Raw genomic sequence first — 23,666 nt, 5'->3', positions numbered from 1 at the left:
TTATTCTCTTTTTGATGAAAATAAGATAAAAGCATTAAAAATTATCCAAAAATAAATCCGTAGTAATTTATGCTACGGATTGTTTGTTACCTTGAACCTCCCACTTGTGTATTGGGTTTTGTTTCTTTACTGCTGTAATCTGTCGGTGATGCTGCCGTGTCTTTTAAACTTTTCGGGGTGTCAGTTTCCGGAGTTGTGGGTTCAGAATTGGCTACGGCGGAATCTCCCAGATGATTTCTTAATGAATCTTTGTTGTGTTCTGCTTTAAATTCTTCTCTGTTTTCTTTTTTGTCGGCACAGCTTCCTAAAGTGACTAAAGCTATAATTGCTCCTATTCCTAATTTTTTCATAGTTAAAATATAATGGTTGATGTATCAAATATAAAAAATCTGCTGAAATTTTCAGCAGATCTTGTGTTATTCAAAGCAAATTGCCTATCGCATTGGTGTTGTTGCTGTATCAACAGGCATTTTCATGGTATCCGGACTTTGCATTGGTGTGGAAGTTGCGGTTGTGTCAACTGTTGTAGTTGTTACATTCATTGAATCTTTTTCTGATGACATTGAAGGTTCTTTTGAACCACAGCTTGTCGCGACTAAGCCTAATATGAAGGCTGTTAACATTAATTTTTTCATAATATTTTATTTTTATGGTGGAATTAATGAAACTCAATTATCATTCCAAAAACTGTGATTTTTTTATTAAAAATGAATAAAATTTGTTAAAAAATGCGCTTTTGTAATTTTTTGTCGTAGTTCTACTACATGAAATCGTAGAATTACTACAAATTTTTAAATTTCGTTCTCAAAATATAAAATGTACTTGTAGAGGTTCTATCTTTGAACCATAAAATCAAACAAAAAATACTAACGAATTAAAATTTACGCATCATGGCAGCAAATTCAAGAGGAATCTTAAAATTCAACGGCGGTGAAGGACAAAAATTATTAAAGCTGAACTACAGCGTTTCAAGATCTACGGATGTTTCGGGACGTGTAGCATCAGATCCTTCCAATGCGATCATCAAATTAACGGTTGAGGCAACAGAGAAATCTGACATCCTTGAATCATTGTTAAACGGAAAATACAAACCTACAACAGGTGAAGTTACCTTCAACAAATCTCACGAAGAAGGAACATTGATTACTTTGAACTGGGAAAACGGTTATGTAATCCAGCACGAAGTAGATTTCGACGCAGTAGACGAAAACTCAATGCTGATCAGCTTTGTGGTGAGTGCTGAGAAAATCAACTACGGAGGTGGAGCTTACGAAGGACTTTGGCCATCAAGCTAAAATCAATGCTTTTAAGTATTTATTATACAAAGTAGAGGCTGTCTTTTAAGACAGCTTTTTTGCTATTTAATAGTTAAAACTGTTAGAATGTTGAAATGCAAATGATCATTCTTATTTTAAATAAAATGGTGAAAAAAATTGCTAATCTCCACTTGTTAATATATGCTAATTTTTCCTAAATAATCTTAATGAATTTTTCGCTTAAATGTGAAAATTTCTGCTGAATGTGTTTGTGAAGTACTTTAAATAAAAGGTTTTTTATGGTTTTACTGTGTAGTCGTAGTTTTACTACAACAAATCGTAGTATTACTACAAAATATGAGATTTCCATAATTTGTTCGTTATAACGGAATCAATGGCTCTATCTTTGAATCAAACAAATCACAAAATATTAATTAATTAAAATTTACCATTATGGCAGCGAACTCAAGAGGAATCTTAAAATTCAACGGAAGCGAAGGACAAAAATTACTAAAGCTTAATTACAGCGTTTCAAGATCTACAGACGTTTCAGGACGCGTAGCTTCAGATCCTTCCAATGCAATCATCAAATTAACTATTGAAGCGACAGAGAAATCTGACATCCTGGAAAGCTTACTTAATGGTAAGTATAAACCAACTTCAGGTGAAGTTACATTCAACAAGTCTCACGAAGAAGGAACATTGATTACTTTGAACTGGGAGAACGGTTATGTGATCCAGCACGAAGTAGACTTCGACGCAGTAGACGAAAATTCAATGTTAATCAGCTTTGTAGTAAGCGCAGAAAAAATCAATTATGGAAATTCTGCTTACGAAGGTATTTGGCCGGGAGTATAATTTCCTGCTACAATAATGCAAAATGTGTATGGGTAAAATTATTCATACACATTTGTATTCTACAGCAATTTCTTTCTTAAAGTTAATTTTTCACTACTCAAAGCTTTATTCATGAATAAGAATGACGTTCAGGAATTTCTCGATTTTGGTGCGTTTAAATATGCTTGGTACAGAAATGGAAGGTATTCTGTAAATGTGAAGTCATACCTCACTTTAGGCAACGGAAAAGCCAACGAAACGGAAACTGAAGAAATCTGGGAAATCGTTCCCGGAGAATACAGACACCTCGAAATTTTTATTTCAGATAAAAAGTACATTCATTTTGATTCTCAGATGAAACCTTTTTATGAAATTATCGATCAGGTAAATTCTGCAACAAGTCATCTTTCTGTCTTTTTAGACGAAGATAAAATCATTGAAAAAGTAGAAAATGAAAACGAAATTACCGAAAAATGGGAGGAGATAAAACGCAAAGAACTGCGTTTTTTACAGCTGGTGAAAGATTCTTATAACGAAATTATCGGCATTTACGATAAAGAATTTGAAAGAATTGAAGATAATATAAAAGCAAATCTTCTTTACCAGATCATATTTTATCCGTTTCCGGAAGCCGGAGTTAATTTTAAAAATGAAGGTGAATTTAAAGAAAGAGAATTTCTTTCAACACTTTTTCCGGGTGAGAAAATTGTTTACAGTTCAGATTATCAGTTTCAGAACGATAAAGATCATTACCGGATGAATATAAAAGGAAAAGTAAAAAGCCACACCGGAGATTTTGAAGAAATTTATGCTTCGAAATATCAGAAAGCTTTAGATATTCCTTTAGATTATGATTTGATGATGGAAGGAGAATATCATTATAATCATGATTCGGTTTTATCAGAAGTTATTTTTCATGTGAAAGAGAAGCTTAATGATAAAATGTTGTATGTCTGCAGATATCATATTCAATTAATACAATAAATATGAGCCAACTGTATATCGCACAAGAAACTCCGCTGATGTGCACAAGCGGAAGACGGTTGATTGGGATTGGGGTCAGCTCGCAATCCACTGTTTACCTGAAAGGTGGTTCAAAATTGGTTGCTACCGAAGAAGACCGTTTCAAAGATAATTTTATCTGTCCGCAAATGATGGTTGCAGGAGCTGTTGCCGGAATTGGAATTGCCGCTGCATTTGGTGGTGGTTTATTCGTTCTTGCAGCAGCAGCATGGGCAGGAAGTGCACTCATTGACGACTGTCTGAATATTTGCTCATTTCTTACAAAAGCAAGCGACTGGAGTAATACTCATCCAAAAGTAAGAGTAGAAGGCAAAAAACCGCTCCTTCAGAATTCTACGTTAAATTGTTTTTTAGGTGGAACGGTGAAATTTCATCTTCCCACAGCGGCGCAGATTGAGGAGCTGAGTAATGCTGCAGCAATGGCCCAGGATTCTTATAATGATAATTCGGATGATGCTGCACAAATAGGAGATTATACAAGAATCAATACAGATAATCAAGATGAACTGGATGCAATTTTTGGTGCCGGAAATCTTAAAACAGAAGATTTTGATACCAATGAAACCGACGGATTCTTTGCATCTCTGTATTATAATGAAAAAACAAATAAATATTTTGTCGCTTTCCGTGGTTCTGAACCAAAAGGAGCACAGTTTTATCACGACTGGTTTATAGAAGATGGCGGACAGGCATTCGGTTTTCAGACTCCCCAAATTCAAAAAACAATGGATTTAGCTGACAAAATGGATGAGGCTACCAACGGAAATGTTGCCTTCACAGGACACTCTCTGGGCGGAGGAAACAGTGCAATGGCTTCCTACTACACAGGATTGCCGGCTTACACTTTCAACACAAGAGGCGTTCATGATAATACGCTTAATTATTTAGACGAACATGGTGCTGTGGGATCAACTTCAAATATTACAAATTACAGTACTAGTAACGATATTCTTAATGCTCTTCAGAATAACAGAGAAGGTCTGTTATCCACCCTTGCAATTTCAAGAATTCCCGGACTGAATAATTTAGCACTTTTCGGAGGTTTAACAGGTGCAGTTCCTCGTGCATTAGGAGAACAAAACGAAATTTTCGGATACATCCCGGATAATGAAGGAATGAATCTGAAAACCTTCGGAAGCGGTCACAGTGCGTATGCAGATGCCGTTGAAGCGATGATTGCGACAATTAATATGAATGTAATTGCAACAAACTCATAATTCATGAAAAAAATAATTTTTTTAATCTTTTTTACCATGACCTTATTTTCCTGTCAGGACACCAGATCCAGAAAAACTCAAAATAAAGAACAATATCCTCCACAAAAATTATTTGAAGGTGCACAACTTGATGCTGCTCAGAAAATTTTTAATGAAGATCATTCTGGTTTAGGAAAGGAATTAAAAGATAATCCGAGTGTGGTGAACCAACTGAGTGATGTGAAAAGCTACGGATATACTCTGCTGATGTACGCCTCTATTCTTGAGAATCTTGAAGCAATGAAAATTCTTTTAGATAATGGAGCTGACCCAAATATTGTTATTCCTCATCGTTTTATGACTCCATTATCACACGCTGTAGGAACAAACAATGATGAAATGGCAAAGCTTTTATTTAAATATAAGGCAAACCCCAATCCTGCAGTAGGTAATAGCCCGCTTCGTGCCGCAATGTTTTTGGGAAATGTACAAACAGTTAAAAAAATGATTGATTTTTTGCTGGATAATGGTGCGGATATTAATCATATTTCTTACTTGGGTGATAATATAATGGAAGCCGCAGCAAGAAGTAATATCGAAACTGCACAATATTTGATGGAAAAAGGAGGTAACCCGAAAATAAAAGATACTGAACTTTCTCCGATGGCTCTTTATCTAGATTCTCAGGATAAGAAAGGAGCCAGAGTGAAAAATTCTAAAAATGCATCTTATTTTGATAAGATTTCATTATTAAAAAAACAGCTTACAGAAAAATACAATATTGTTTTTCCTGTAAAAAGAAATGAAAAAGCAGAAGCAGAACTCAACGTAAAGTTATATGAAAATCTTAATGAAAAAGATAAGAAAACAGTAAATTTCAATAACAGTTATGGTGAAAACCGCTATAAAAAAGATAAGGAAATGGCGGCTCAGTAAATGTTATGAAAATCAAATAACGATAATCGTAGTTTTACTACAAAAATTAATTTTATGATGATTTAATTTTTATAAAAACATCACTATTATTAAATTTAAGATATATAAGATGAGAATGTTATCAAGATTTCGTTTTTTTAAATCGAATTCTGTTGAACTAAAACATGTCAGAAAAAGAAAGAACCTAATTCACAAGTATAAAGAAAATTATTATGTTTCAGGATAATACTACAACACCGAAAATGCCGCAAGACGTAACGTCGAATGCCGTGCAGAATCTAAAAGAAGAAGCAACTTCAAATGTTGTCAGCAAATCGACTGAGAAAATTAAGGAAGCTGGGTCTAAGATTACAGAGCCTATAAATTCGGTAAAAGATTCTTCAGGAATGTTTATGAATCAGGTTGCTCAAACAAACAATCCCTCTTTAGTGGAAGACAAAGTCTGGTCAAATCAGCCTACCTCAAAAATTCATAATGCATTGGCGATTGCGACCAGCCAGATTTTGGGCATCAACAGAGTTGTAAAGCTTGATGTGATTGTCGAGGGAAAAGAAATTAAACATTTTAAACATTTTAAACTTCATCAAAGTGCCACAAAACATCATGAATTCAGCATTACCCTTGCTCATGATACTCTTGGCGCACCTGAAAATCATAATCTTGAAGAGGCTCAAAACTTTTTAGGGAAAAGACTTACGGTTATTTTCAAATACAAAGATGTGATCGACGGCCCTGAAAGAAATTTCGTGGGAGTGATTACTGAAGTTGGCTTCAGTCAGGAAAAAGGTAGTTTGGGAAATATTGTTCTGAGCGGTTTTAGCCCGACTGTACTTTTAGATGCAGCTCCACATATTCAGAGTTTTGGTGGAGCACAGCCAATCAGCTTAAACAGTATTGCCGATCATGTTATAAAAGAAGGTTTGGGCGGAAATAAATTTGATTTCAGAGTTGATGCTCAATACGGAAATGTTTCTTACAGTTCGCAATATGAAGAAACGCACTATAATTATTTAGCGAGAATTGCCGAAGCTTATGGTGAGCAGTTTTTCTATGACGGAGAAGTTTTGCATTTCGGAAAACTTCCGCCTGCAGAACAACCGGTAAAGCTTACCTATGGAAGTAATGTGAGTGATATTAAGGTAAAAATGAAGGCGCAGCACGTGAATCCGTCATTCTACGGCTATAACAGTAGCAAAAACGAAAAACTGACAACAGGAAGTTCAAAAATTACACATGCATCAGATATTGCAAAACGTGCTTACGAAATTTCAGAAAAAACATTTACAACACCATCTCTCAGAGTAGCTCCGATAAAAGCAGCATCTTTTATGGATATCGATGCTTCACAAAAGGGAACGGCAGGAAGCAACGCCTCACAGGTATTTATTACTTCAGGAGAAACAACAGTTCCGTTTTTATATCCGGGTTGTACTGCAGATGTGGAAATGAGAAAACCGGATACCAATCAGACTTCATATTTTACGAAGCTGATGATGATTGAAGTTACTCATGAAGTAGATGCAAGAGGTTATTACACAGGAAATTTTGAAGCCATTGCTGCCGACAGCGGATATATTCCCCGTCCGGAATTTGAAAGTCCCAGAGCGGAAGCTCAATTTGCTAAAGTAACCGAAAATGCTGATCCGTTGAATCAGGGAAGAGTAAAAGTGCAGTTTGACTGGCAAAGTGGGCAAGATACTTCAGAATTTATCAGAGTAATGACTCCCGACGCAGGAAGCAGTGATAAAGTAAATAAAAATCGCGGATTTATGGCGATTCCTGAAATTGGAGATCAGGTGATTGTTAGTTTTGTGCATCAACATCCTGACCGACCGTTCGTGATGGGCGGAATGTTTCACGGCGGAGTTGGTGGCGGAGGCGGCGCCGGAAATAATATTAAAAGTTTAAGCAGCAAAAGTGGAAACATAATCTGCCTGAATGATGGAGCCGGTATTGAAATCAAAGATAGAAACGGTAATCATGTGACACTGAGCGGAACAGGAGATGTTACCACTTTTGTAAGCAATGATAACAAGGAGGATATTGGGAATAATCATACCACGAATGTTAAGACTAAATCAACCGTTACAATTGGGGAAGAAAAAAGTATTCTTACAATGGATAATTTAGGGAATGTCAGCGTGAAAAGTATCAACGAAATAAAATTAGAGACAGGTAGTAGTTCTATTGTCATGAAAAAAGATGGTACGATTGATATTAAAGGAGTTAATATTACAATTGCAGGCTCAGTAATCAAAATTAATGGATCAACTTCGGTTACTGCAGATAATTCTTCAGATACATCGTGTTCCGCATCAGGTATTAATGTTTCTCCGTCAATTATTTCAATCAATAATCCAAATCAGGTAGATATTAATTAGTAAATGAAAATTATAAAATATAAGATTGAACAAGGAGAAAATTTAACGTCTATTGCAGATAAATTTAATGTAGATACTGAAGAATTGAAGAAGTTTCATAACACGCATTCGGGTTTTTCAAACATGATTTTATCTGATAGTATACCTCTTCACCTTAATACTATTTTTATTGAACAGAAAAAGTTTGAAGATTCATTTATTAAAAATGGGAAAATGGAAAGTTTAAATTTTGAAGGTGTTGCCAGATACAGGAGCGAGCAGCTTAATATGAGCAGAATAAATAATGAAATTATTACACTTTCGGCAAACACGATCTATGAATTTTTAGTAAAAAAAGCAGAAAATACAAATGTTTTTGAGGTGGAACTTACAGATTCTGATTTTTCAGTGGAACCGGCAATCTATGAATCAGGTTTTTTGTTTGCACAAAAATTAGAAAAACTAAAATTACCGATTAGATTTAATATTTCGGATGAAGCTTTTATAAAGGAGATTTTCAACCATAAAGAAATAGAAAACAGATGGAACAAGTTTCGTGATTATGAATTACAGAATACAGACATTTATCAACAGCTAATTTCCCAATCTCCAAAGCAAGCCGAAGATATTATTAATACTGGAAATAAAGAATTTCTTGATCAGGATAACTTCATTAAAATGATGGATAAAAATCTTTTTTTCCATCTCTTCACGAAGTCTTTTTTAGGAGATCAGCTTCAGAACTACAGACTTCAGCAGTTTTCTCAGATCTTCCCTAATGTAGATCTACAAACAGATGTGACGAAATCTATTGTTCGTGAAGATGAAAATACAGCTACTTACCGACTTGTAGGAGCTTTAAACAGAGAAAATATTTCTGAAGAAAATTTGAAAAATATGTATGATAGTATTTATAAATCAAGTTTAAAATTTAATTACACAGCTTTCGATTTTATTTATAGAATTACATATACAGTTGATAAAGAAACCGGACTTTTACAGGAAGGAAAAGTTTCTATTGCAGAAAAAATTAAGAATAATTTTGAAGTAATTACCGAGTATAACATTAAAAAAGTTGAACTTTAAAGAAAACGATGGAAAAAAAATATGAATTTAGGCAATTTAGTATTTTAGTCTGGGCTATTACTTTGCTGGTGTTTTTTATTGGACTAATCGCTTTCATAAGCACAGATTTTATTTATAGGATTTTTAGTAGTACAACACAGCAAACCTATATCTTAATTTTTGCTTTATCTATTGCGTTATTTATAATTGTAGGGATTAATCTTTATTTTTCTAAAATAATTTCAATCTCGGTAAAAGAAGATTCGATTGTAGTTAGCAATACCAAAGCAAATACAAATATAATATTATCAAAGAATAGTATTATTAATTACAACTTAAATATCACCCGAAAAGGGATGTTAGATATATTGAGGATCAAACTAGCTGATAAAAACCTGTATTTTTGGTTAGGAGACGTTAGTCTTAATCAGGAAAATAGAAGTGATGCTTCCAATAAAGAAAATCTACAGCATCAACTCAAAATACTATTACCTAGTAAGAATGTGAAAACTTCTATGGATAATATGATCTTGTTTTTTGCTAATAAATTTCCATTTATCGTGCTGTTTGTAGCATTAGTAATATTGATTTGTGGATTTTTTTATATAATTAACTTGTAATCAATGAGATAAAAATTATCATTTTTTAATTAGAAAAATAATTTTCTTTATGAAAAATTATTAAAAAATACAATGAACAACGATACTATTACCATATCTGTTTTTAATACAAAATATAGTTTTTGGGCAACAATATTTACTATTCTCTTTTTATTGCCATCAGTTATATTATTAATAAAATATCTAAATATTAGATATACTAGCAATCAAACTCATCTAATTATATTATGTCTTTGCTTAATATTTGGATTTTTAATTGTCGTAATGAAAAGTACAATGCAAAAAGTAGATATTTATAAAACTGATACTAATTATTTTATAAAATATCACAATGGCAAAACATTTTTATTATCAGATCAAATGGTCTATAATATTTATGATTACTATTCCAGAAAAGCTTTTATGCTAAGAATTTCAGATGAAAAACTAACAAAATTTTTGTTATCTCCGGATATGAGTATAAAACCTGAAATTGAATTTTTTTTAAGGATTGTATAAAAAAGAAAAATAAGAAAGATTTTGTAGCATTAGCATTTCCGATAATTATGAGTTTTGCATATTTTTTTCTTAGTATAATATTTGTATTATTTATCCCTAAATTTTAAACTATGGCAGTTTCATATATTCCGGAAAATAAAGTGTTTGCTGTATGTACGTACCAATTAAGTTCAGCACCACAAAAATTTTCTCATAGTAGAAGTACTTTTAATGTTTATTATGAGAATACAAAACAACCCATTCTTACCGTAGATGATAGAAATGTTAAGGTTGAATTTACCTGTAAATCGCCTGCAAATTTGGCAGGTACATTGCTTGCTTTTGGTGCTGGTCTTGCAGTGGGTGCACTTGTTTTTCTTTCAGGCCCTGTTGGTTGGATAGCCTTTGGAGTCGGAGCTGCTATTTTTGTTGGTGGAGCTGTAGCAACAATTAAAGCGGTAAATCATAAGTGCACAGATCCTTTAAATGGTGGACAATGGTTTCTCGCTCACAATAGTGTGAAAATCAACGGAGCTTCCGCAATTACCCGTTCTTCTATTTTGAAATGTGGAAACAGTGGTGTACTTACTCCATTCTTCGATGAAGCGTCTGCAAATGCTGCTGCAAGCTCTATTGCTTCTAAGAACAAATGGGAACTGGGAATTAATGTTGTCGCATCTTTTGGAGCAGGTTTTTTTCTACCAGGTGCATTTACCGGCTTCGGTGCAGCATCAGTTGCAGGAAAGATTTGGTTAGCAGGCGGAAGGTTTATTGCAGGGTTCGCCGTTTTTAGCGGAATCAATTACGCTTTCCGAGGCGGAATAAGATGGGGACACGAAAACGTAGGTGATGTAAGTGATAATACTACGTATGATCGTATGAATAATCATTCCGAAAATGTTGTCAATCGCGAGACTGGAAAGATCGAAGAACAGGATATTGATCAAAATAGCTTGTGGGGAGCACCATCAAAACCGGATGATTTTGTACAGGATTCAGAAGATATTATTGAGATAAAAAAGGAAAGCGGCGCATGGTATAAAATTACCTCCTATAAAAGAGGAACTGTCGCCGGTAAAATCACCAATATTGCAGAATCAAGAAGAGTGCATGCCAGTAATGTAAATCTTCAGCGGCAATTGGCAAACTTAGAAGGTCTTTCTCGTCAACAGTTACGAACAAATCCGTTAGCAAGACAGTTACTTACTGATTTAAATAATGGGAAATATCCTGAGTGGCGGAATGCAGCAAGATTTTACAACAGCGGAAGAATGAATCCGAGTATGGTAGATGACGGACAAGCAGTGGCTGCAGCCAATTCTAAGAATAGTTTAAAAAGCCTTGCTTCAAACTCCGTTCAGGGCGCTCTTTTTTTAATTCCGTTTATAGGAACTATTTTCTCTGAAGAAGCGAGAGTAGATCTTGCCCAGGGAATGGCAGCAGATCTTGCCGCTGAACCGGGTGGAAGTAAATTAGTTGCTACAACTCCTGTTGATTAAATTCAATAAAATAAAATTACGGTCAAATTAGAAATAAAATAACCAGATTGTTCTTCTAAAAAGAATTTTTACAATCAGAATCCAAATCCTTTTTCTTTAAGTTTTGTAATATTAAAATAAACTCCGGGTAGCTTATATTTGCCTTCTTCTAAACTTAAATAATCGCAATTGTCTTCTAAACTCTGAGAAACCGTTTCTAATTGGAGAACATTCATCACTGCATATTCGTGACTTACCGAAATTACATGAAAACCTGAACTGCAATTTTTTCCGTCTCCAGATCTGAAAATTGCACCAAACAAACCATAAAAATTCTGAGAAACTTTTTTTGCCATTTCCTCATTACCGTCGAGATGATAAACATAAGCAAGGAAATTCATCACCCGCAGATTCAAAGGAAATTCTTTCAGGGCTTCGTGTGAAATCTTAATGATTTCAGCAAAATCAGATTTTTTTAATTCATCGCTCTGGAAATACTTTGTCAGTTTCAGTTCCTGATCAGATTTGCTGTACGGTTGATATTCTTTCTGAAAAGTGTAGCCAAAATATAAATGATTGTATTGCTCCTCCGTAATTAGTGTATCCCGGGCTTTTAGCTTAGCTATTAATTTCGGATAATAAAATTCAGAATCTTTATTCTCAATATTCTTCCTGATCATTTTGTAATCCGGAGCTTCATATTGTTTAGTCTGGGAATACGCAATACTTGAAATTATTAGTATCGAAAATAAAAGAATTTGTCTAAGCATATAAAGTTTCTTGTAGGGCTAACTTAAGTAAAAATAAGGCAGATCAGAATTAATTTTTACTATAAAACTTATTTTTTACAGAATCTATAGATTTTTTGATCTTTAATGCTTTTCAGATACAGCTTTGGCTCACCGTATTCATGACTGATCTTTTCCACGATTGCAATTGCTGAATCTTTATGCGAGAAAATCGTGTCGTTTCGAACAGAATTATACTTCTCATCAAATACCAAAATATCAGAAAATCCGGGATTTTCTCCGCAATTTTTCCAATGTCCTTTTAAATAATCATTGTTTTCTTTCTTACAGGAAATAAGAATTATAAAAATGAACAGCAGTATGTTTTTGTTAAATTTCAACATCTTATTGGCTCATTCCTGCGGCGACAAGAATGGCACCCACAAAAACAATTAAAATGATTACTCCAATTAAGGAAATGACCAGACCTGCAATAGCGAGACCTCTCGGAGCTTTAAACAAGCCGATAAAGGAAAGAACCAATCCTATAAACCAGACGAACCATCCGAAAATAGGAATCCAGCTTACAAAAATGGCCATCAATGACAATACAAATCCGGCAGTCCCGATTCCGTTGGATCTGTTTTCATCTTGTCTGATAACCATGGTCTGTACTTCAGGATTTATATTCTGAGAATTTTCAGTAGTGATTTTTTCAGGATAGTTGTTTTGCATACGCTGTGATAAGTAATTCATTTAATAATGAATAAATTTATAAATTATTATTTAAATGTTAATAATTTTTTCTTCATTGAACATCTATAAAACAAAAACTCCAAAAGCTTTCATCTTTTGGAGTTTTCTTGATACTATATTATTTATTCATTATCAAATGAAATCTTATTTGCTGTAAAATTTGTCCATTTTTCTTGTTACCAATTTTTCTAAATCATCTGCAAATAGTTTTTTAACTTCATCATTAATAAGATCGTAATTCTTGTCATCAAATACAGGACTTTTAAACCGGTGTGGAATGTACACATTACTCACTACATCTTTGATGGTATGATCTGCTAAATTGTATAAATATATTCGGAAATTACCATACATGATAGCTCGGGTTTTTGTCTTTACATAAGCCTCAATACCAAGTTCGTGATTTAATGAGCTATATATTAGCATCGGATCATTTGAAGTATAAGACTTATTTTTAGAAATAATTAGGAGTTGATCAAGGTTATTTTCTTTACATACATTACGAAAACGTTCAATTTCTTTTGAAAAAACGCCATTAAATGATACTCCTGTCGGATTAATGTTTTTTGACGAAATGTTTTTGTCTGTATAATATTGGTGAAGAAAATCAATCAAATCGTAATTTATATCTTTTTCAAAAATGGGCTTTTCGGTAAATAATTCGCCTTTAAAAACAACATATCCCATTTTTGAATTAATATCAGAGATTATTCCTACTTTTTGAGAATAGAAAAATGATATATTCAATAAAAATAAAAAGAGAAATAAACTTAATTTAAGTTTCATTTTTGAAATTTTCTAATGAGTCAATATAAAATTTATATAATATTCTATCCAAACGCCCTCTTCAGCAAACTCTCCACTTTAGGCTCGCTTCCTCTAAAGCTTTTGTATAATTCCATCGGATCTTTTGTACCTCCTGAAGAAAGAAGAACCTTATATTTTGCGGCAATTTCAGGATTGAAAATTCCGTTTTCTTTAAAATACTGGAACGCATCAGCATCCAAAACTTCTGCCCATTTATAAGAATAATATCCCGCAGAATATCCACCCTGGAAAATATGCGAAAAACTCGGGCTCATCGCTGTTTCAGGATTTACTGGGTAAAGCTGAGTTGCTTTCGTGTACTTATCCTCACACTCTTTCACACTCAAACCCTCCAACTCTCCGACTTGTGTGTGGTAATTCATGTCCAGCAATCCAAAACCGATTTGTCTCAACGTCTGATAACCTTCCATAAAGTTTTTCGACTGTTCTATTTTTTCTATTTTTTCGTCGGGAAGAACTTCACCCGTTTTGTAATGTTTGGCAAAAGTTTTTAAGAATTCCGGTTCGTAGCAGAAATTTTCTAAGAATTGAGACGGTAATTCCACAAAATCCCATTTTACAGAAGTTCCTGAAAGTGTAGGATATTGTGTGTTCGCCAACATTCCGTGAAGGGCATGACCAAATTCATGGAATAAAGTCGTCACTTCCTGAAATGTCAGTAAACTAGGGGTTTCTTTCGTCGGTTTGCTGAAATTACAAACAATCGAAATATGTGGACGTGAATTTTCTCCATCTTTTTGATACTGATTTTTGTAGCTCGTCATCCACGCTCCGGCTCTTTTACCTTTTCTTGGGAAATAATCTACGTAAAGTAAGGCTTTGAAAGTTTTTTCAGAATTGTGACTTCCATCTTCCGACTTCCCGCTTTCCGCCTCAAAAACTTCATATACTTTTACATCTTCGTGATATTTAGGAATATCATTTCTTTCTTCAAAAGTCAAATCAAAAAGTTTATTGGCAAGACCGAAAACAGCTTCCTGAACCTGTTCTAATGGGAAATAAGGTTTTAATTCCTCATCATTCAAATCATATTTTGCTTTACGGAGTTTTTCTGCATAAAAAGTATGATCGTAAGCTTGCATTTCATCGATTCCGTCAGCTTTTGCTAAAGATTTTAATTCTTCGATCTCTTTGTCTGCGTAAGGTTTTGCTTTTACTAAAAGTTCATTCAGAAAGTCGATTACTTTTGTGGGAGATTTTGCCATTCTTTCCTCAAGAACATAGTCTGCGTAATCTTTGTAACCTAATAATTCTGCTTTTTGCTGTTTTAAATGTAAAAGCTCTTTAATTAAATTCTGATTATCAAATTCTCCTCCGTCGAAAGATTTTTTACCGTTTGCTAAAGCTAATTCTTTTCTCAAATTACGGTTTTCTGCATACGTCATAAACGGAATATAGCTTGGATACTGCAAAGTCACGACCCAGCCTTCCAGATTTCTTTCTTTTGCTTCTTCGGCATATTGCTCCAAAATCGCATCCGGAATTCCTGCTAAATCTTCTTTATTGGTGATATGTTTAAAATAATTATTCGTTGAAGCCAATACATTTTGTCCGAACTGAAGAGACTTCACAGACAAATCCATGCTGATTTTCTTTAATTTTTCCTTGTCTTCTTCATTTAATAGTGCACCACTTCTCACAAAACCTTTATACGTTTCATTCAAAAGCATTTGCTGTTCTTCGTTGAGGTTGTATTTCTCTTTTTCGTCGTAGACTTTTTTTATTTTGTTGAAAAGTGCTTCGTTTTGAGAAATTTTTGAAGAATATTCCGTTAAAATCGGGGAAACTTCCTGAGCGATTTGTTGTAATTCATCACTCGTTTCAGCAGAGTTTAAATTGAAAAATATATTCGAAACCACATCCAGTTGTTCACCCGAATAAGCTAAAGCTTCAATCACATTTTCAAATGTTGGTTCTTCAGGATTATTGACAATAGCATCAATTTCCTTTTCAGATTTTTGAATTAATTCCTTAAAAGAAGGAAGATAATCTTCATTTTTAATTTCGTTAAACGGTGCAGAATGATATGGAGTGCTGAATTTTTCTGTTAAAATATTCATGTGGTATTTTTTATTGATGTAAATTTAGTTATTTGAATAATACAGATTCTGATTGCACAAAAAGAATGCCTCTGTTACCAATTGTGACAAAAATGCACCATCCGGAAATTATTCTTGTCATATGAAAAGATGAAACAAGAAGAGAAATATTATTTTTGGTAACAGTTTTTGACATTATATTTAGCATAACAAACACAATGAAATTATAAACTTAAACGTATCTAAACTATGAAAACAATTTTAAAAATTATTGGGGGAATCATCCTTCTATTCCTTATCTATGCCATTATTGCAATGCTGGCTTTCGGTGAAAATTATCATTATGAAAAATCTGTCGTGATGAATGCTCCAAAGGAAAAAGTCTGGCAACAGATCAGTACTATGAAAGCTTTCAATGAATGGAATCCATGGATGAAATTAGACAAAAACATGACGGTTACCTACACCGGAAATCCCGGTGAAGTAGGAGATAAATATTGTTGGGACAGTAAAAATGATGATGCTGGAGCCGGTTGCCAGGAAATTAAAGAACTGGTGACAAATGAAAGGCAAAAAACTGAGATGATTTTCAAAAGACCTTTTGAGGGACAGGCAATTTCTGATATTGTATTGACTTCAGAAGGAAATTCTACGAAAGTTACCTGGAGTATGGATACAAAACAGGAAACCTGGATGAAAATTATGCGACCGATGATGGATTATCAGATGGGGAAATCCTATGAAGAAGGTTTGAATAATCTAAAAGCTTTGGTAGAAAAATAAGAAATATTTCTAAATACATAAAAAACTGCTTTCAAATTCTGGAAGCAGTTTTTTGTTTTTAAATTAAAATATTATCTTTATCTAAAGAATAGATTCATGGAGAAGATAGTATTTGAGAAAAGCAACATAAGAAATTATGTAAAAAACGTGATTGCCGAAAAGATCGAAAAGCTGAAGAATTTCATCGAATTTACCCTGGAAGCAAGCCGTGATATAAAAAAAACACCGAAATACGACAGCATGAGAGAGGAAATGCAGGAAGAAATTTATCAGATGCAGAAACAACTCGGCGCTTTGAACGATTTGAGAAGAAATTTGCTGAAAGTTTTACCAGCAGCTACTCCCGAAAGAATTCAGCTCGGATCGTTGGTGATTACCAATAAGGCAAGGTTTTATATTTCTGTTTCTTTGGGAGAATTCTTTTTTGAAGGCGACCGTTTTTACGCCATTTCCCCCGAAAGTCCGATGGCAAAAAAAATGATAGGCATGAAATCCGGTGAAGAATTTACACTCAATAAAATTCATCAGAAAATTGTGGAAGTTATATAAAAGAGCCAAATAATAAAGAGCCAAGTAAAAGGTAAAAAGTAAAAGAACCAAGTGGAATACAATGAATGCTTTACTCAAAGCCTTAAAAATTCGTGCATTCGTGGTATTTAAGAAAAATATCGCATCAAGGTTTTTCGTAGAAAGCCTTCCCGTTTAATTTTGCTATGCATCCCGCATCCCGCATCCCGCATCTCGCATCTCAAATTTCAAATTTCAAATCTCCACATTTTCCGTAATTTTGTCTGCATGAATAAAGCAGAAGTTTTAAAAGAAATTATAGAGCAGAGAAGAAGTATCTTTCCGAAAGATTATTCTGAAACCCAAATTCCACAGGAAATTATCAATGAAATTCTTCATTCGGCAACATTGGCTCCGAATCATAAACGTACAAAACCTTGGCGTTTCAAAATTTTCAAAGGGGAGGAAAAGGCACAATTAGCTTCAGAAATGCAGGAGATTTACAAATTGGTTACTGCTCCACAAGTTTTTTTGGAGAAAAAATATAATGATATTGGCTTTAAAATCAATAAAGCTGATACTGTAGTTTCCCTTATTGTTAATTTTAGCGGAATGGTTCCTGAATGGGAAGAAATTGCAGCGGTTTCAATGGCGGTTCAGAATATGTATCTTTCGTGTACTGCCAATAATATCGGCTGTTACTGGAGTTCCCCTAAGCTGGTAGATCATTTGAAAGATTCTCTGACGATTGAAGAAAATCAAAAATGTCTTGGACTGTTTTATATGGGAAACTTGGATAATGTAGCAATTTAACAATGTAACAGTTTGCCAATTTTTGGAGTAAAGAGAAATTGTGATTTGTAAACAAAAATCATAGCCCTGATTGCAGCGACATCCTTTTGCGAAGCAAAAGATACAGCGGAAAGCAGGTTCCCGGCTCCTGAAGATTTAAAATTTCATATTCAAGATTCTATATTTTATTTGAGAAATTTGAATAATAAATCTTGAATATTGAACTTTTTTACTATCTTTGCACACTTAAATATTTAATCGGGACGAGTTCCCATAAAATTCAAACATTATGTCAGTAAAAATCAGATTACAAAGACACGGATCAAAAGGAAGACCTTTTTTCCATATCGTGGTTGCAGATTCTAGATCTAGAAGAGATGGTAGATTCATCGAAAAAATCGGAACTTACAACCCAATTACTAACCCTGCTACAATTGATTTGAACGTTGATTCTGCTGTAAAGTGGTTAAACAACGGTGCTCAGCCAACTGATACGGCTAGAGCTATTCTTTCTTATAAAGGTGCTCTTTACAAAAAACACTTACAAGGTGGTGTTGCTAAAGGTGCTTTTGATGAGGCTGAAGCTGAGAAGAGATTCAACGCTTGGTTAGAAGCTAAAGATTCTAAAGTACAAGGTAAAGTAGAAGGTTTGGCTACTGCTAAAGCTGATGCTAAGAAAGCTGCTTTCGATGCTGAAACTAAAGTAAACGAAGCTAGAATCGCTGCTGCTGCACAGGCTGAAGCTGATGCTAAAGCTGCTGAAGAGGCTGCAAACGCTCCTGCTGAAGAAGTTGCTGAAACGACTGAAGAGCCTACTGCTGAAGCAGAAGGAACTGAAGAAACTCAGGCTTAATTCTTTACAAGAAAATATAAGGCAAAGGCACGGAATTTTTCGTGTCTTTGTTGTTTAAATTAATTAATTTCAAGTTCACATATTTTTAGATTTTTATTATGAAAAAGGAAGATTGCTATTTGTTGGGAAAAATTACCCGCAGACATGGTCTTGCAGGGAACGTTATTCTTAAGCTGGATACAGATCAGCCCGAACTTTACAAGAAATTGGATTCTATTTTTTTAGAAATCAACGGTTTATTAGTTCCCTTTTTTATTGAAAAATCTTCATGGAGTAAATTGGATGCGCTGAATATTGCTTTTAAAAATTCTTCGGAAGCTTTAGTAGATCAGTCTTTAGGGAAAAATGTTTATTTGCCTTTGACTTCTTTGCCAAAACTTACCGGAAAACAATTTTATTACCATGAGATCATCGGATTTGAAATTTTTGATGAGGAAGGAAACAATTGCGGTGTCATCAGATCGGTGAATGATCAGACTGCACAAAATTATTTTGTGACCAATTTAGACGGGAAAGAAGTGGTAATTCCTATTATTAAAGACTGGATTCTTGAAATAAACCGCGATGAGAGATTCATCAAAATGCAGCTTCCGGAAGGTTTGATAGATGTGTTTTTGGTGCCTTCGAAAAAGGATGAGTAGAAATTGAATCTTTCAGATTAAATATATATAACCTCTTTATTTTGAGATAAAGAGGTTTTTTTATGAAAAAATACCGCTATAATTTTTTTTGTAACCCATCAATCTGCTCATACATTTTATTGAAAAATATTTTTCGGTCTCTGTTTCCGGATGCATTTAATGATTTTGAATTTTTAATCTGATGCTCAAAATAATTGTAAGTATCCTTGCACGTTTTTTCGTCATTGATCAAAATATAGCCAAAAGTATTTAAAGGCATGGCTAAAAGTGAATTTTTAGGATGACTGAAAAATATATCGTTCGAAAGCTGCATCAGTTCATTTTCATAAATCTGATATTTTGAATTGCTTTCTGTCTTTTGCTCAATATACCTGATCAATTCTTTCACCTCGTTCAGTATAATCAGGGCTTCTTCTTTTTGCAAAAGTCTTGTATCATAGTAAAACGAAATTTGTTGTACAACGCTTGTAATTGTAGTTTCGTTCCAAAGTTCGATCACATTCTGCTCTTCATATTTTCTTCGGAGTTCTTTCGTATTTAAGTTGAAATTAGGTGGTGAAAACTGTTTAAAAGGAATAAAAACCTGTTTCCCATTCAATAAATTCATCCAGACATAAATTTTAAATCGAGAAAGCATCGTATCTGAAAGTGTATAGAAAAAAGGGATGTCTTTTGCCGAATAATAAACTGTCATTTCATCTGAGAGCGGAAGTTTTTCAAATACATTCAGGTTGTTTTGGAAAAAAGACTGCAGATCTTCAGTAGTTGTTACGGAAGAAGTTTTCTGTACAATAAGCTGGTTCTCCGAAGTCAAAAACTCATTAAGTGAAATCTGGTAATTTTTTGCCAATTCCATTGCTTCCTCAAAACTGAATTTCGCTTTTAAAGAAGTTCTTCTGTGGGCTGCGTCGTAGCTGATGTTGAGAATATTTGCAATCTCGTCATTCAGAGATTTATCACCGATTTTTTTTCTGATAAGTTTCAATAAAACTCCCTGATGCATGTTTTTGTGATTTTCACAAATTTAGAAATTTATTTTAATTTTTTTTCGCATTCAGAAAATTGATTTTCACAATTAGCTTTGATATATAATTTAAAAACAATGGTTATGAAAAATCTGATAGTAGTTGTGGTGATGATTTTTTCTTCTTCATTCAAATCGCAGATAGGAAATGAAAAAGACTGGAAAGTTATAGGAGTAATAATAAGTACTAGAATTGAGGTGACCTCAATCGATGACAAAGTTTTCTTTTCTTTTGGACCGAAAATCCCGATCAATGAAAACAATTTTGTGAGTTTGCGTGGGCATTTCAATTGGTGGGATCTTCCGGATAGAAAATTTATTGTAATTCCCGAATTGGATTATTTTCGGAAAATAGCAACATTCGAAGGTGATAAAAACATGATAAAACATTTGTATGCGGGAGCAGGAATCACACCTAATGCCATTTCTCCAAAACTTGGGGTTAATTTCTATTATTTTTTTACCGCAGAATTAGGATATAATTTCGAGTATACAACGTATAAACATTTTCCTACAGAAGGATTTAGATTCTCTTTCGGGATAAATCTGGTTTATTAAATCTAAAAAATAATTATGAAAACAATACCTTATTTATTAATAGCAATACGCTTCATTTTTGGGCCCATTATTTTTCTTTTGGCTTACTTAAGTGGTGCAGAATCAAAAACGATTATTCTTATTTTAATGTACATCGGCTTGCTTACAGACATATTCGACGGAATAATTGCCAGAAAAGTTGGAGTTTCTTCAGAAAAACTCAGAAGACTGGATAGTCAGACTGATCTTATATTTTGGCTATCTCTTGGCTTTGCTGTTTATTTTATCAATCCGGAACTTATAAAAATTGAATGGAAGGGAATTTCATTAATTTTTATCATGGAAGCTCTTTGTTATATCATCAGTTGGATAAAATTTGGCAAAGAAACCTGTACTCATGCATGGCTCTCAAAACTGTGGGGAATAAGTCTGATTATTGCCTTTACTTATTTAATTGGATTTCAGCAAACGGGTTGGTCGTTTTACCTGATGGTAATTTTAGGGTTAATATCCCACATCGATGTTATTCTTATTATTTTGATTCTTCCAAAATGGCATTATGATGTTCCGAGTGCGTTTCATGCTTGGAAAATCAGAAATGGAGTACAAAGAAAAAAGACGACCTTTTTTAATTAATAATTGATTTTTTTCAGAATTAAACGTGATTTTTAAATCGAACAGCGTAATATCTAAAAGTTACGCTGTTTTTTGTAACTTTGCGGACATTAATTTTTTAGACAAAATTTTATCATCAACAAATGAAAAAGCAGACGATTAAAGAAGTCCTTCAGGACTACAAAAAAGTATTACATCATGACATTACAGTTTACGGTTGGGTAAGAGCTTTCCGTTCTAATCGCTTTATTGCGTTAAATGATGGTTCTACGATTAATAATTTGCAGATTGTAGTTGATTTTGAAAATTTTGACGAAGAAATTATTTCTAAAATTAGTACAGCTTCTTCTTTAAAAGTAGTAGGAGAGGTAGTGGAAAGTCAAGGAGCCGGACAAACCGTAGAGATTATCGCTAAAAAAATTATTGTTTTAGGAGATAACTTTACAGAAGAAAGAGACAAAACCATTCTTCAGCCTAAAAAACACTCATTGGAGGTTTTGAGAGAGCAGGCGCATTTAAGATTCAGAACCAATTTATTTGGTGCAGTTTTCAGAGTACGTCACGCAGTGAGTTTTGCGATTCATTCATTCTTTAACCAAAACCAGTTCTTTTATATCAACACGCCAGTAATTACCGGAGCTGATGCAGAAGGAGCGGGCGAAATGTTTGGAGTAACCAATTTTGATTTAAATAATATTCCGAGAGATGAGCAGGGAGAAATCGATTTCGCTCATGATTTCTTCGGAAAGAAAACCAACTTAACGGTTTCCGGACAGCTTGAAGGCGAAACTGCGGCAATGGGATTGGGAAGAATATATACTTTCGGACCAACTTTCCGTGCTGAAAATTCAAATACAACACGTCACCTAGCTGAATTTTGGATGATTGAGCCAGAAGTGGCCTTCAACAACCTTGAAGACAACATCGATTTGGCAGAAGATTTCTTAAAATATGTGATTCAGTATGTTTTAGATAACTGTAAAGATGATTTGGATTTCTTAGACAAGCGTTTTGCAGAAGAACAAAAATCAAAACCTGAAAAAGAAAGAGCAAAAGAAGGCCTGATTGAAAAGCTGGAAAATGTTATTGCTAAACGTTTTAAGAGAGTTTCTTATACCGAAGCTATTGAGATTTTATTAAACTCAAAAGAAAATAAAAAAGGAAAATTTGCTTACCCGATCGAAGAATGGGGCGCAGATCTTCAGTCTGAGCACGAAAGATTCTTGGTTGAGAAGCACTTTGAATGTCCAGTAGTTTTATTTGATTATCCGAAAGAAATCAAAGCATTCTACATGAAGCTAAACGATGATAATAAAACCGTTGCTGCAATGGATGTACTTTTCCCTGGGATCGGAGAAATCATCGGTGGTTCAGAAAGAGAAGCAAGATTAGATGTTCTGAAAACTAAAATGGCAGAAATGCATGTTGACGAGCACGAATTGTGGTGGTATCTTGATACAAGAAAGTTCGGCTCGGTTCCTCACGCAGGTTTTGGACTTGGTTTAGAAAGACTTGTGCTTTTCGTGACAGGAATGACAAACATCAGAGATGTGATTCCTTTCCCAAGAACTCCGAAGAATGCAGAGTTTTAATTCTCAACATAATATATAATAGTGTCCTTGAAATTTTTCAAGGACATTTTTTTGCATTATTATTGAAACAGTTTTTTTCCTCTAAAACTCATTTACACAAAAACCTCCAGCTTAATTTTAATCAATTTTTAGAAGCTATTTCCTGCTCTCCGCACTCGCTATTTTTCGGGTTTGGGGTTCGGCGGCTTTGCCGCCGAACCCCAAACCCGAAAAATGAGCTCAGACAAATGCTTCGATCAGGGCTAGGAATCAGACCTTTGATAGAATTTTTTGTCATTAATATATTTTAAATAAAACAGTTTAAAATATTTTAAATTTTTCAGTTGAGTATTGTATAATGAAATATATCAAATAGACTTAATCTTGTACAATAAGCTCTGGAAGAGCGAAAGCTTTGTAGAATTATCATCAATGACAAATTCATTAATGAGCTCCGTAGGAGCGAAACCTTCTTATAATGCAAAAATAATTAAAATCAATACGTATTGCAATAATCATTCCTGTTGATGTGGATAACTATAATTTGGTATTTAAAAATTTGAAAATCAGAATTATATAATTAATAATTCCCCACAATGCTATATTTATTTCTATTCCTATTTGTTTTGTATTGTAAAGTCGTCTTATCTTTGCCCCACTGAAAAACGAGAGTTGTTTGGTAAGCGCAGAAGAGCTTTTGGGTAAGCATAATTAGAAAGAACTACTTTTATTATATATAAAAAA

26 protein-coding genes are annotated in these 23,666 nt (G+C 33.8%); 18 read left to right on the top strand and 8 right to left on the bottom strand.

Annotation, left to right across the window (positions count from 1 at the left end; all coding sequences use genetic code 11):
- Nucleotides 1-86 precede the first annotated feature (86 nt).
- Complete coding sequence (locus BM371_RS19655; protein ID WP_034679689.1) at nucleotides 87-350, bottom strand: hypothetical protein; 264 nt, start codon at nucleotides 348-350, stop codon at nucleotides 87-89.
- An 84-nt stretch (nucleotides 351-434) separates the two neighbouring features.
- Complete coding sequence (locus BM371_RS20465; protein ID WP_117601850.1) at nucleotides 435-635, bottom strand: cytochrome C551; 201 nt, start codon at nucleotides 633-635, stop codon at nucleotides 435-437.
- Between the two features lie 255 nt (nucleotides 636-890).
- Here BM371_RS20465 and tssD (BM371_RS19645) point away from each other — a divergent pair, with 255 nt between their 5' ends.
- The 10 genes from tssD (BM371_RS19645) (at nucleotide 891) to BM371_RS19600 (ending at nucleotide 11,269) form a co-directional block, all read left to right on the top strand.
- Complete coding sequence (tssD, locus tag BM371_RS19645; RefSeq protein WP_034674687.1) at nucleotides 891-1,295, top strand: type VI secretion system tube protein TssD; 405 nt, start codon at nucleotides 891-893, stop codon at nucleotides 1,293-1,295.
- Nucleotides 1,296-1,709: 414 nt separating this feature from the next.
- Nucleotides 1,710-2,114, top strand: a complete 405-nt coding sequence (gene tssD / locus BM371_RS19640; RefSeq protein ID WP_034679686.1) for a type VI secretion system tube protein TssD — start codon at nucleotides 1,710-1,712, stop codon at nucleotides 2,112-2,114.
- 111 nt (nucleotides 2,115-2,225) lie between these two features.
- Nucleotides 2,226-3,077, top strand: coding sequence for a hypothetical protein (locus tag BM371_RS19635; RefSeq protein WP_051883078.1), 852 nt, complete (start codon nucleotides 2,226-2,228; stop codon nucleotides 3,075-3,077).
- Between the two features lie 2 nt (nucleotides 3,078-3,079).
- Nucleotides 3,080-4,333: a PAAR-like protein gene (locus BM371_RS19630; protein ID WP_034679684.1), complete on the top strand. Its 1,254-nt coding sequence runs from the start codon at nucleotides 3,080-3,082 to the stop codon at nucleotides 4,331-4,333.
- 3 nt (nucleotides 4,334-4,336) lie between these two features.
- Nucleotides 4,337-5,248 (top strand): ankyrin repeat domain-containing protein, encoded by a 912-nt coding sequence (locus tag BM371_RS19625; RefSeq protein WP_228376817.1) that lies wholly within the window; start codon nucleotides 4,337-4,339, stop codon nucleotides 5,246-5,248.
- A 212-nt stretch (nucleotides 5,249-5,460) separates the two neighbouring features.
- The gene (locus BM371_RS19620) at nucleotides 5,461-7,629 is read left to right on the top strand and encodes a type VI secretion system Vgr family protein (protein WP_034679681.1); all 2,169 of its coding nucleotides are present in this window, start codon (nucleotides 5,461-5,463) and stop codon (nucleotides 7,627-7,629) included.
- Between the two features lie 3 nt (nucleotides 7,630-7,632).
- Entirely contained in the window at nucleotides 7,633-8,694 is a 1,062-nt protein-coding gene (locus tag BM371_RS19615; protein ID WP_034679678.1) for a LysM peptidoglycan-binding domain-containing protein, read from the top strand.
- A gap of 8 nt (nucleotides 8,695-8,702) precedes the next feature.
- On the top strand, nucleotides 8,703-9,293 hold the full coding sequence (locus BM371_RS19610; RefSeq protein ID WP_034679675.1) for a hypothetical protein: 591 nt from the start codon (nucleotides 8,703-8,705) through the stop codon (nucleotides 9,291-9,293).
- Between the two features lie 72 nt (nucleotides 9,294-9,365).
- A complete protein-coding gene (locus BM371_RS20460) occupies nucleotides 9,366-9,791 on the top strand; it encodes a hypothetical protein (protein WP_131431027.1) in 426 nt (141 codons plus the stop codon).
- Nucleotides 9,792-9,901: 110 nt separating this feature from the next.
- Nucleotides 9,902-11,269 (top strand): hypothetical protein, encoded by a 1,368-nt coding sequence (locus BM371_RS19600; protein ID WP_034679670.1) that lies wholly within the window; start codon nucleotides 9,902-9,904, stop codon nucleotides 11,267-11,269.
- A gap of 74 nt (nucleotides 11,270-11,343) precedes the next feature.
- On the opposite strand, the gene BM371_RS19595 is transcribed toward BM371_RS19600, so the two are convergent.
- From BM371_RS19595 to BM371_RS19575, 5 genes are all read right to left on the bottom strand, one after another.
- On the bottom strand, nucleotides 11,344-12,018 hold the full coding sequence (locus tag BM371_RS19595) for a DUF4919 domain-containing protein (protein WP_034679668.1): 675 nt from the start codon (nucleotides 12,016-12,018) through the stop codon (nucleotides 11,344-11,346).
- Nucleotides 12,019-12,086: 68 nt separating this feature from the next.
- A complete protein-coding gene (locus BM371_RS19590) occupies nucleotides 12,087-12,380 on the bottom strand; it encodes a hypothetical protein (RefSeq protein ID WP_034679666.1) in 294 nt (97 codons plus the stop codon).
- Nucleotide 12,381: 1 nt separating this feature from the next.
- Nucleotides 12,382-12,732 (bottom strand): hypothetical protein, encoded by a 351-nt coding sequence (locus tag BM371_RS19585; RefSeq protein WP_228376816.1) that lies wholly within the window; start codon nucleotides 12,730-12,732, stop codon nucleotides 12,382-12,384.
- Between the two features lie 144 nt (nucleotides 12,733-12,876).
- Nucleotides 12,877-13,518, bottom strand: coding sequence for a hypothetical protein (locus tag BM371_RS19580; RefSeq protein WP_034679665.1), 642 nt, complete (start codon nucleotides 13,516-13,518; stop codon nucleotides 12,877-12,879).
- A 44-nt stretch (nucleotides 13,519-13,562) separates the two neighbouring features.
- Entirely contained in the window at nucleotides 13,563-15,620 is a 2,058-nt protein-coding gene (locus BM371_RS19575) for a M3 family metallopeptidase (protein WP_034679663.1), read from the bottom strand.
- A 228-nt stretch (nucleotides 15,621-15,848) separates the two neighbouring features.
- On the opposite strand from BM371_RS19575, the gene BM371_RS19570 reads away from it, so the two are divergent.
- The 5 genes from BM371_RS19570 (at nucleotide 15,849) to rimM (ending at nucleotide 19,175) form a co-directional block, all read left to right on the top strand.
- Nucleotides 15,849-16,382: an SRPBCC family protein gene (locus tag BM371_RS19570; protein WP_034679660.1), complete on the top strand. Its 534-nt coding sequence runs from the start codon at nucleotides 15,849-15,851 to the stop codon at nucleotides 16,380-16,382.
- 96 nt (nucleotides 16,383-16,478) lie between these two features.
- On the top strand, nucleotides 16,479-16,931 hold the full coding sequence (locus tag BM371_RS19565) for a hypothetical protein (RefSeq protein ID WP_034679658.1): 453 nt from the start codon (nucleotides 16,479-16,481) through the stop codon (nucleotides 16,929-16,931).
- Between the two features lie 246 nt (nucleotides 16,932-17,177).
- A complete protein-coding gene (locus BM371_RS19560; protein ID WP_034679655.1) occupies nucleotides 17,178-17,702 on the top strand; it encodes a nitroreductase family protein in 525 nt (174 codons plus the stop codon).
- A 268-nt stretch (nucleotides 17,703-17,970) separates the two neighbouring features.
- Nucleotides 17,971-18,534 carry a 30S ribosomal protein S16 gene (locus BM371_RS19555; protein ID WP_034679652.1) on the top strand — a complete coding sequence of 188 codons (564 nt, stop codon included), beginning with the start codon at nucleotides 17,971-17,973 and terminating at the stop codon, nucleotides 18,532-18,534.
- 98 nt (nucleotides 18,535-18,632) lie between these two features.
- Nucleotides 18,633-19,175, top strand: a complete 543-nt coding sequence (rimM, locus tag BM371_RS19550; protein ID WP_034679650.1) for a ribosome maturation factor RimM — start codon at nucleotides 18,633-18,635, stop codon at nucleotides 19,173-19,175.
- Between the two features lie 76 nt (nucleotides 19,176-19,251).
- On the opposite strand, the gene BM371_RS19545 is transcribed toward rimM, so the two are convergent.
- Nucleotides 19,252-20,178, bottom strand: coding sequence for a hypothetical protein (locus BM371_RS19545; protein WP_034679646.1), 927 nt, complete (start codon nucleotides 20,176-20,178; stop codon nucleotides 19,252-19,254).
- 105 nt (nucleotides 20,179-20,283) lie between these two features.
- On the opposite strand from BM371_RS19545, the gene BM371_RS19540 reads away from it, so the two are divergent.
- The 3 genes from BM371_RS19540 to asnS all read left to right on the top strand — a co-directional run bounded on the left by BM371_RS19540 (nucleotide 20,284) and on the right by asnS (nucleotide 22,943).
- Complete coding sequence (locus BM371_RS19540) at nucleotides 20,284-20,757, top strand: hypothetical protein (RefSeq protein ID WP_131431026.1); 474 nt, start codon at nucleotides 20,284-20,286, stop codon at nucleotides 20,755-20,757.
- 15 nt (nucleotides 20,758-20,772) lie between these two features.
- Nucleotides 20,773-21,372, top strand: a complete 600-nt coding sequence (locus BM371_RS19535) for a CDP-alcohol phosphatidyltransferase family protein (protein WP_034679641.1) — start codon at nucleotides 20,773-20,775, stop codon at nucleotides 21,370-21,372.
- A 122-nt stretch (nucleotides 21,373-21,494) separates the two neighbouring features.
- Nucleotides 21,495-22,943, top strand: a complete 1,449-nt coding sequence (gene asnS / locus BM371_RS19530) for an asparagine--tRNA ligase (RefSeq protein ID WP_034679638.1) — start codon at nucleotides 21,495-21,497, stop codon at nucleotides 22,941-22,943.
- The last annotated feature ends 723 nt before the right edge of the window (nucleotides 22,944-23,666 follow it).

Origin of the sequence: Chryseobacterium formosense, from assembly GCF_900116415.1 — a bacterium.
Classification (GTDB): domain Bacteria; phylum Bacteroidota; class Bacteroidia; order Flavobacteriales; family Weeksellaceae; genus Chryseobacterium; species Chryseobacterium formosense.
This window is presented reverse-complemented; position numbering and strand designations above follow the sequence as displayed.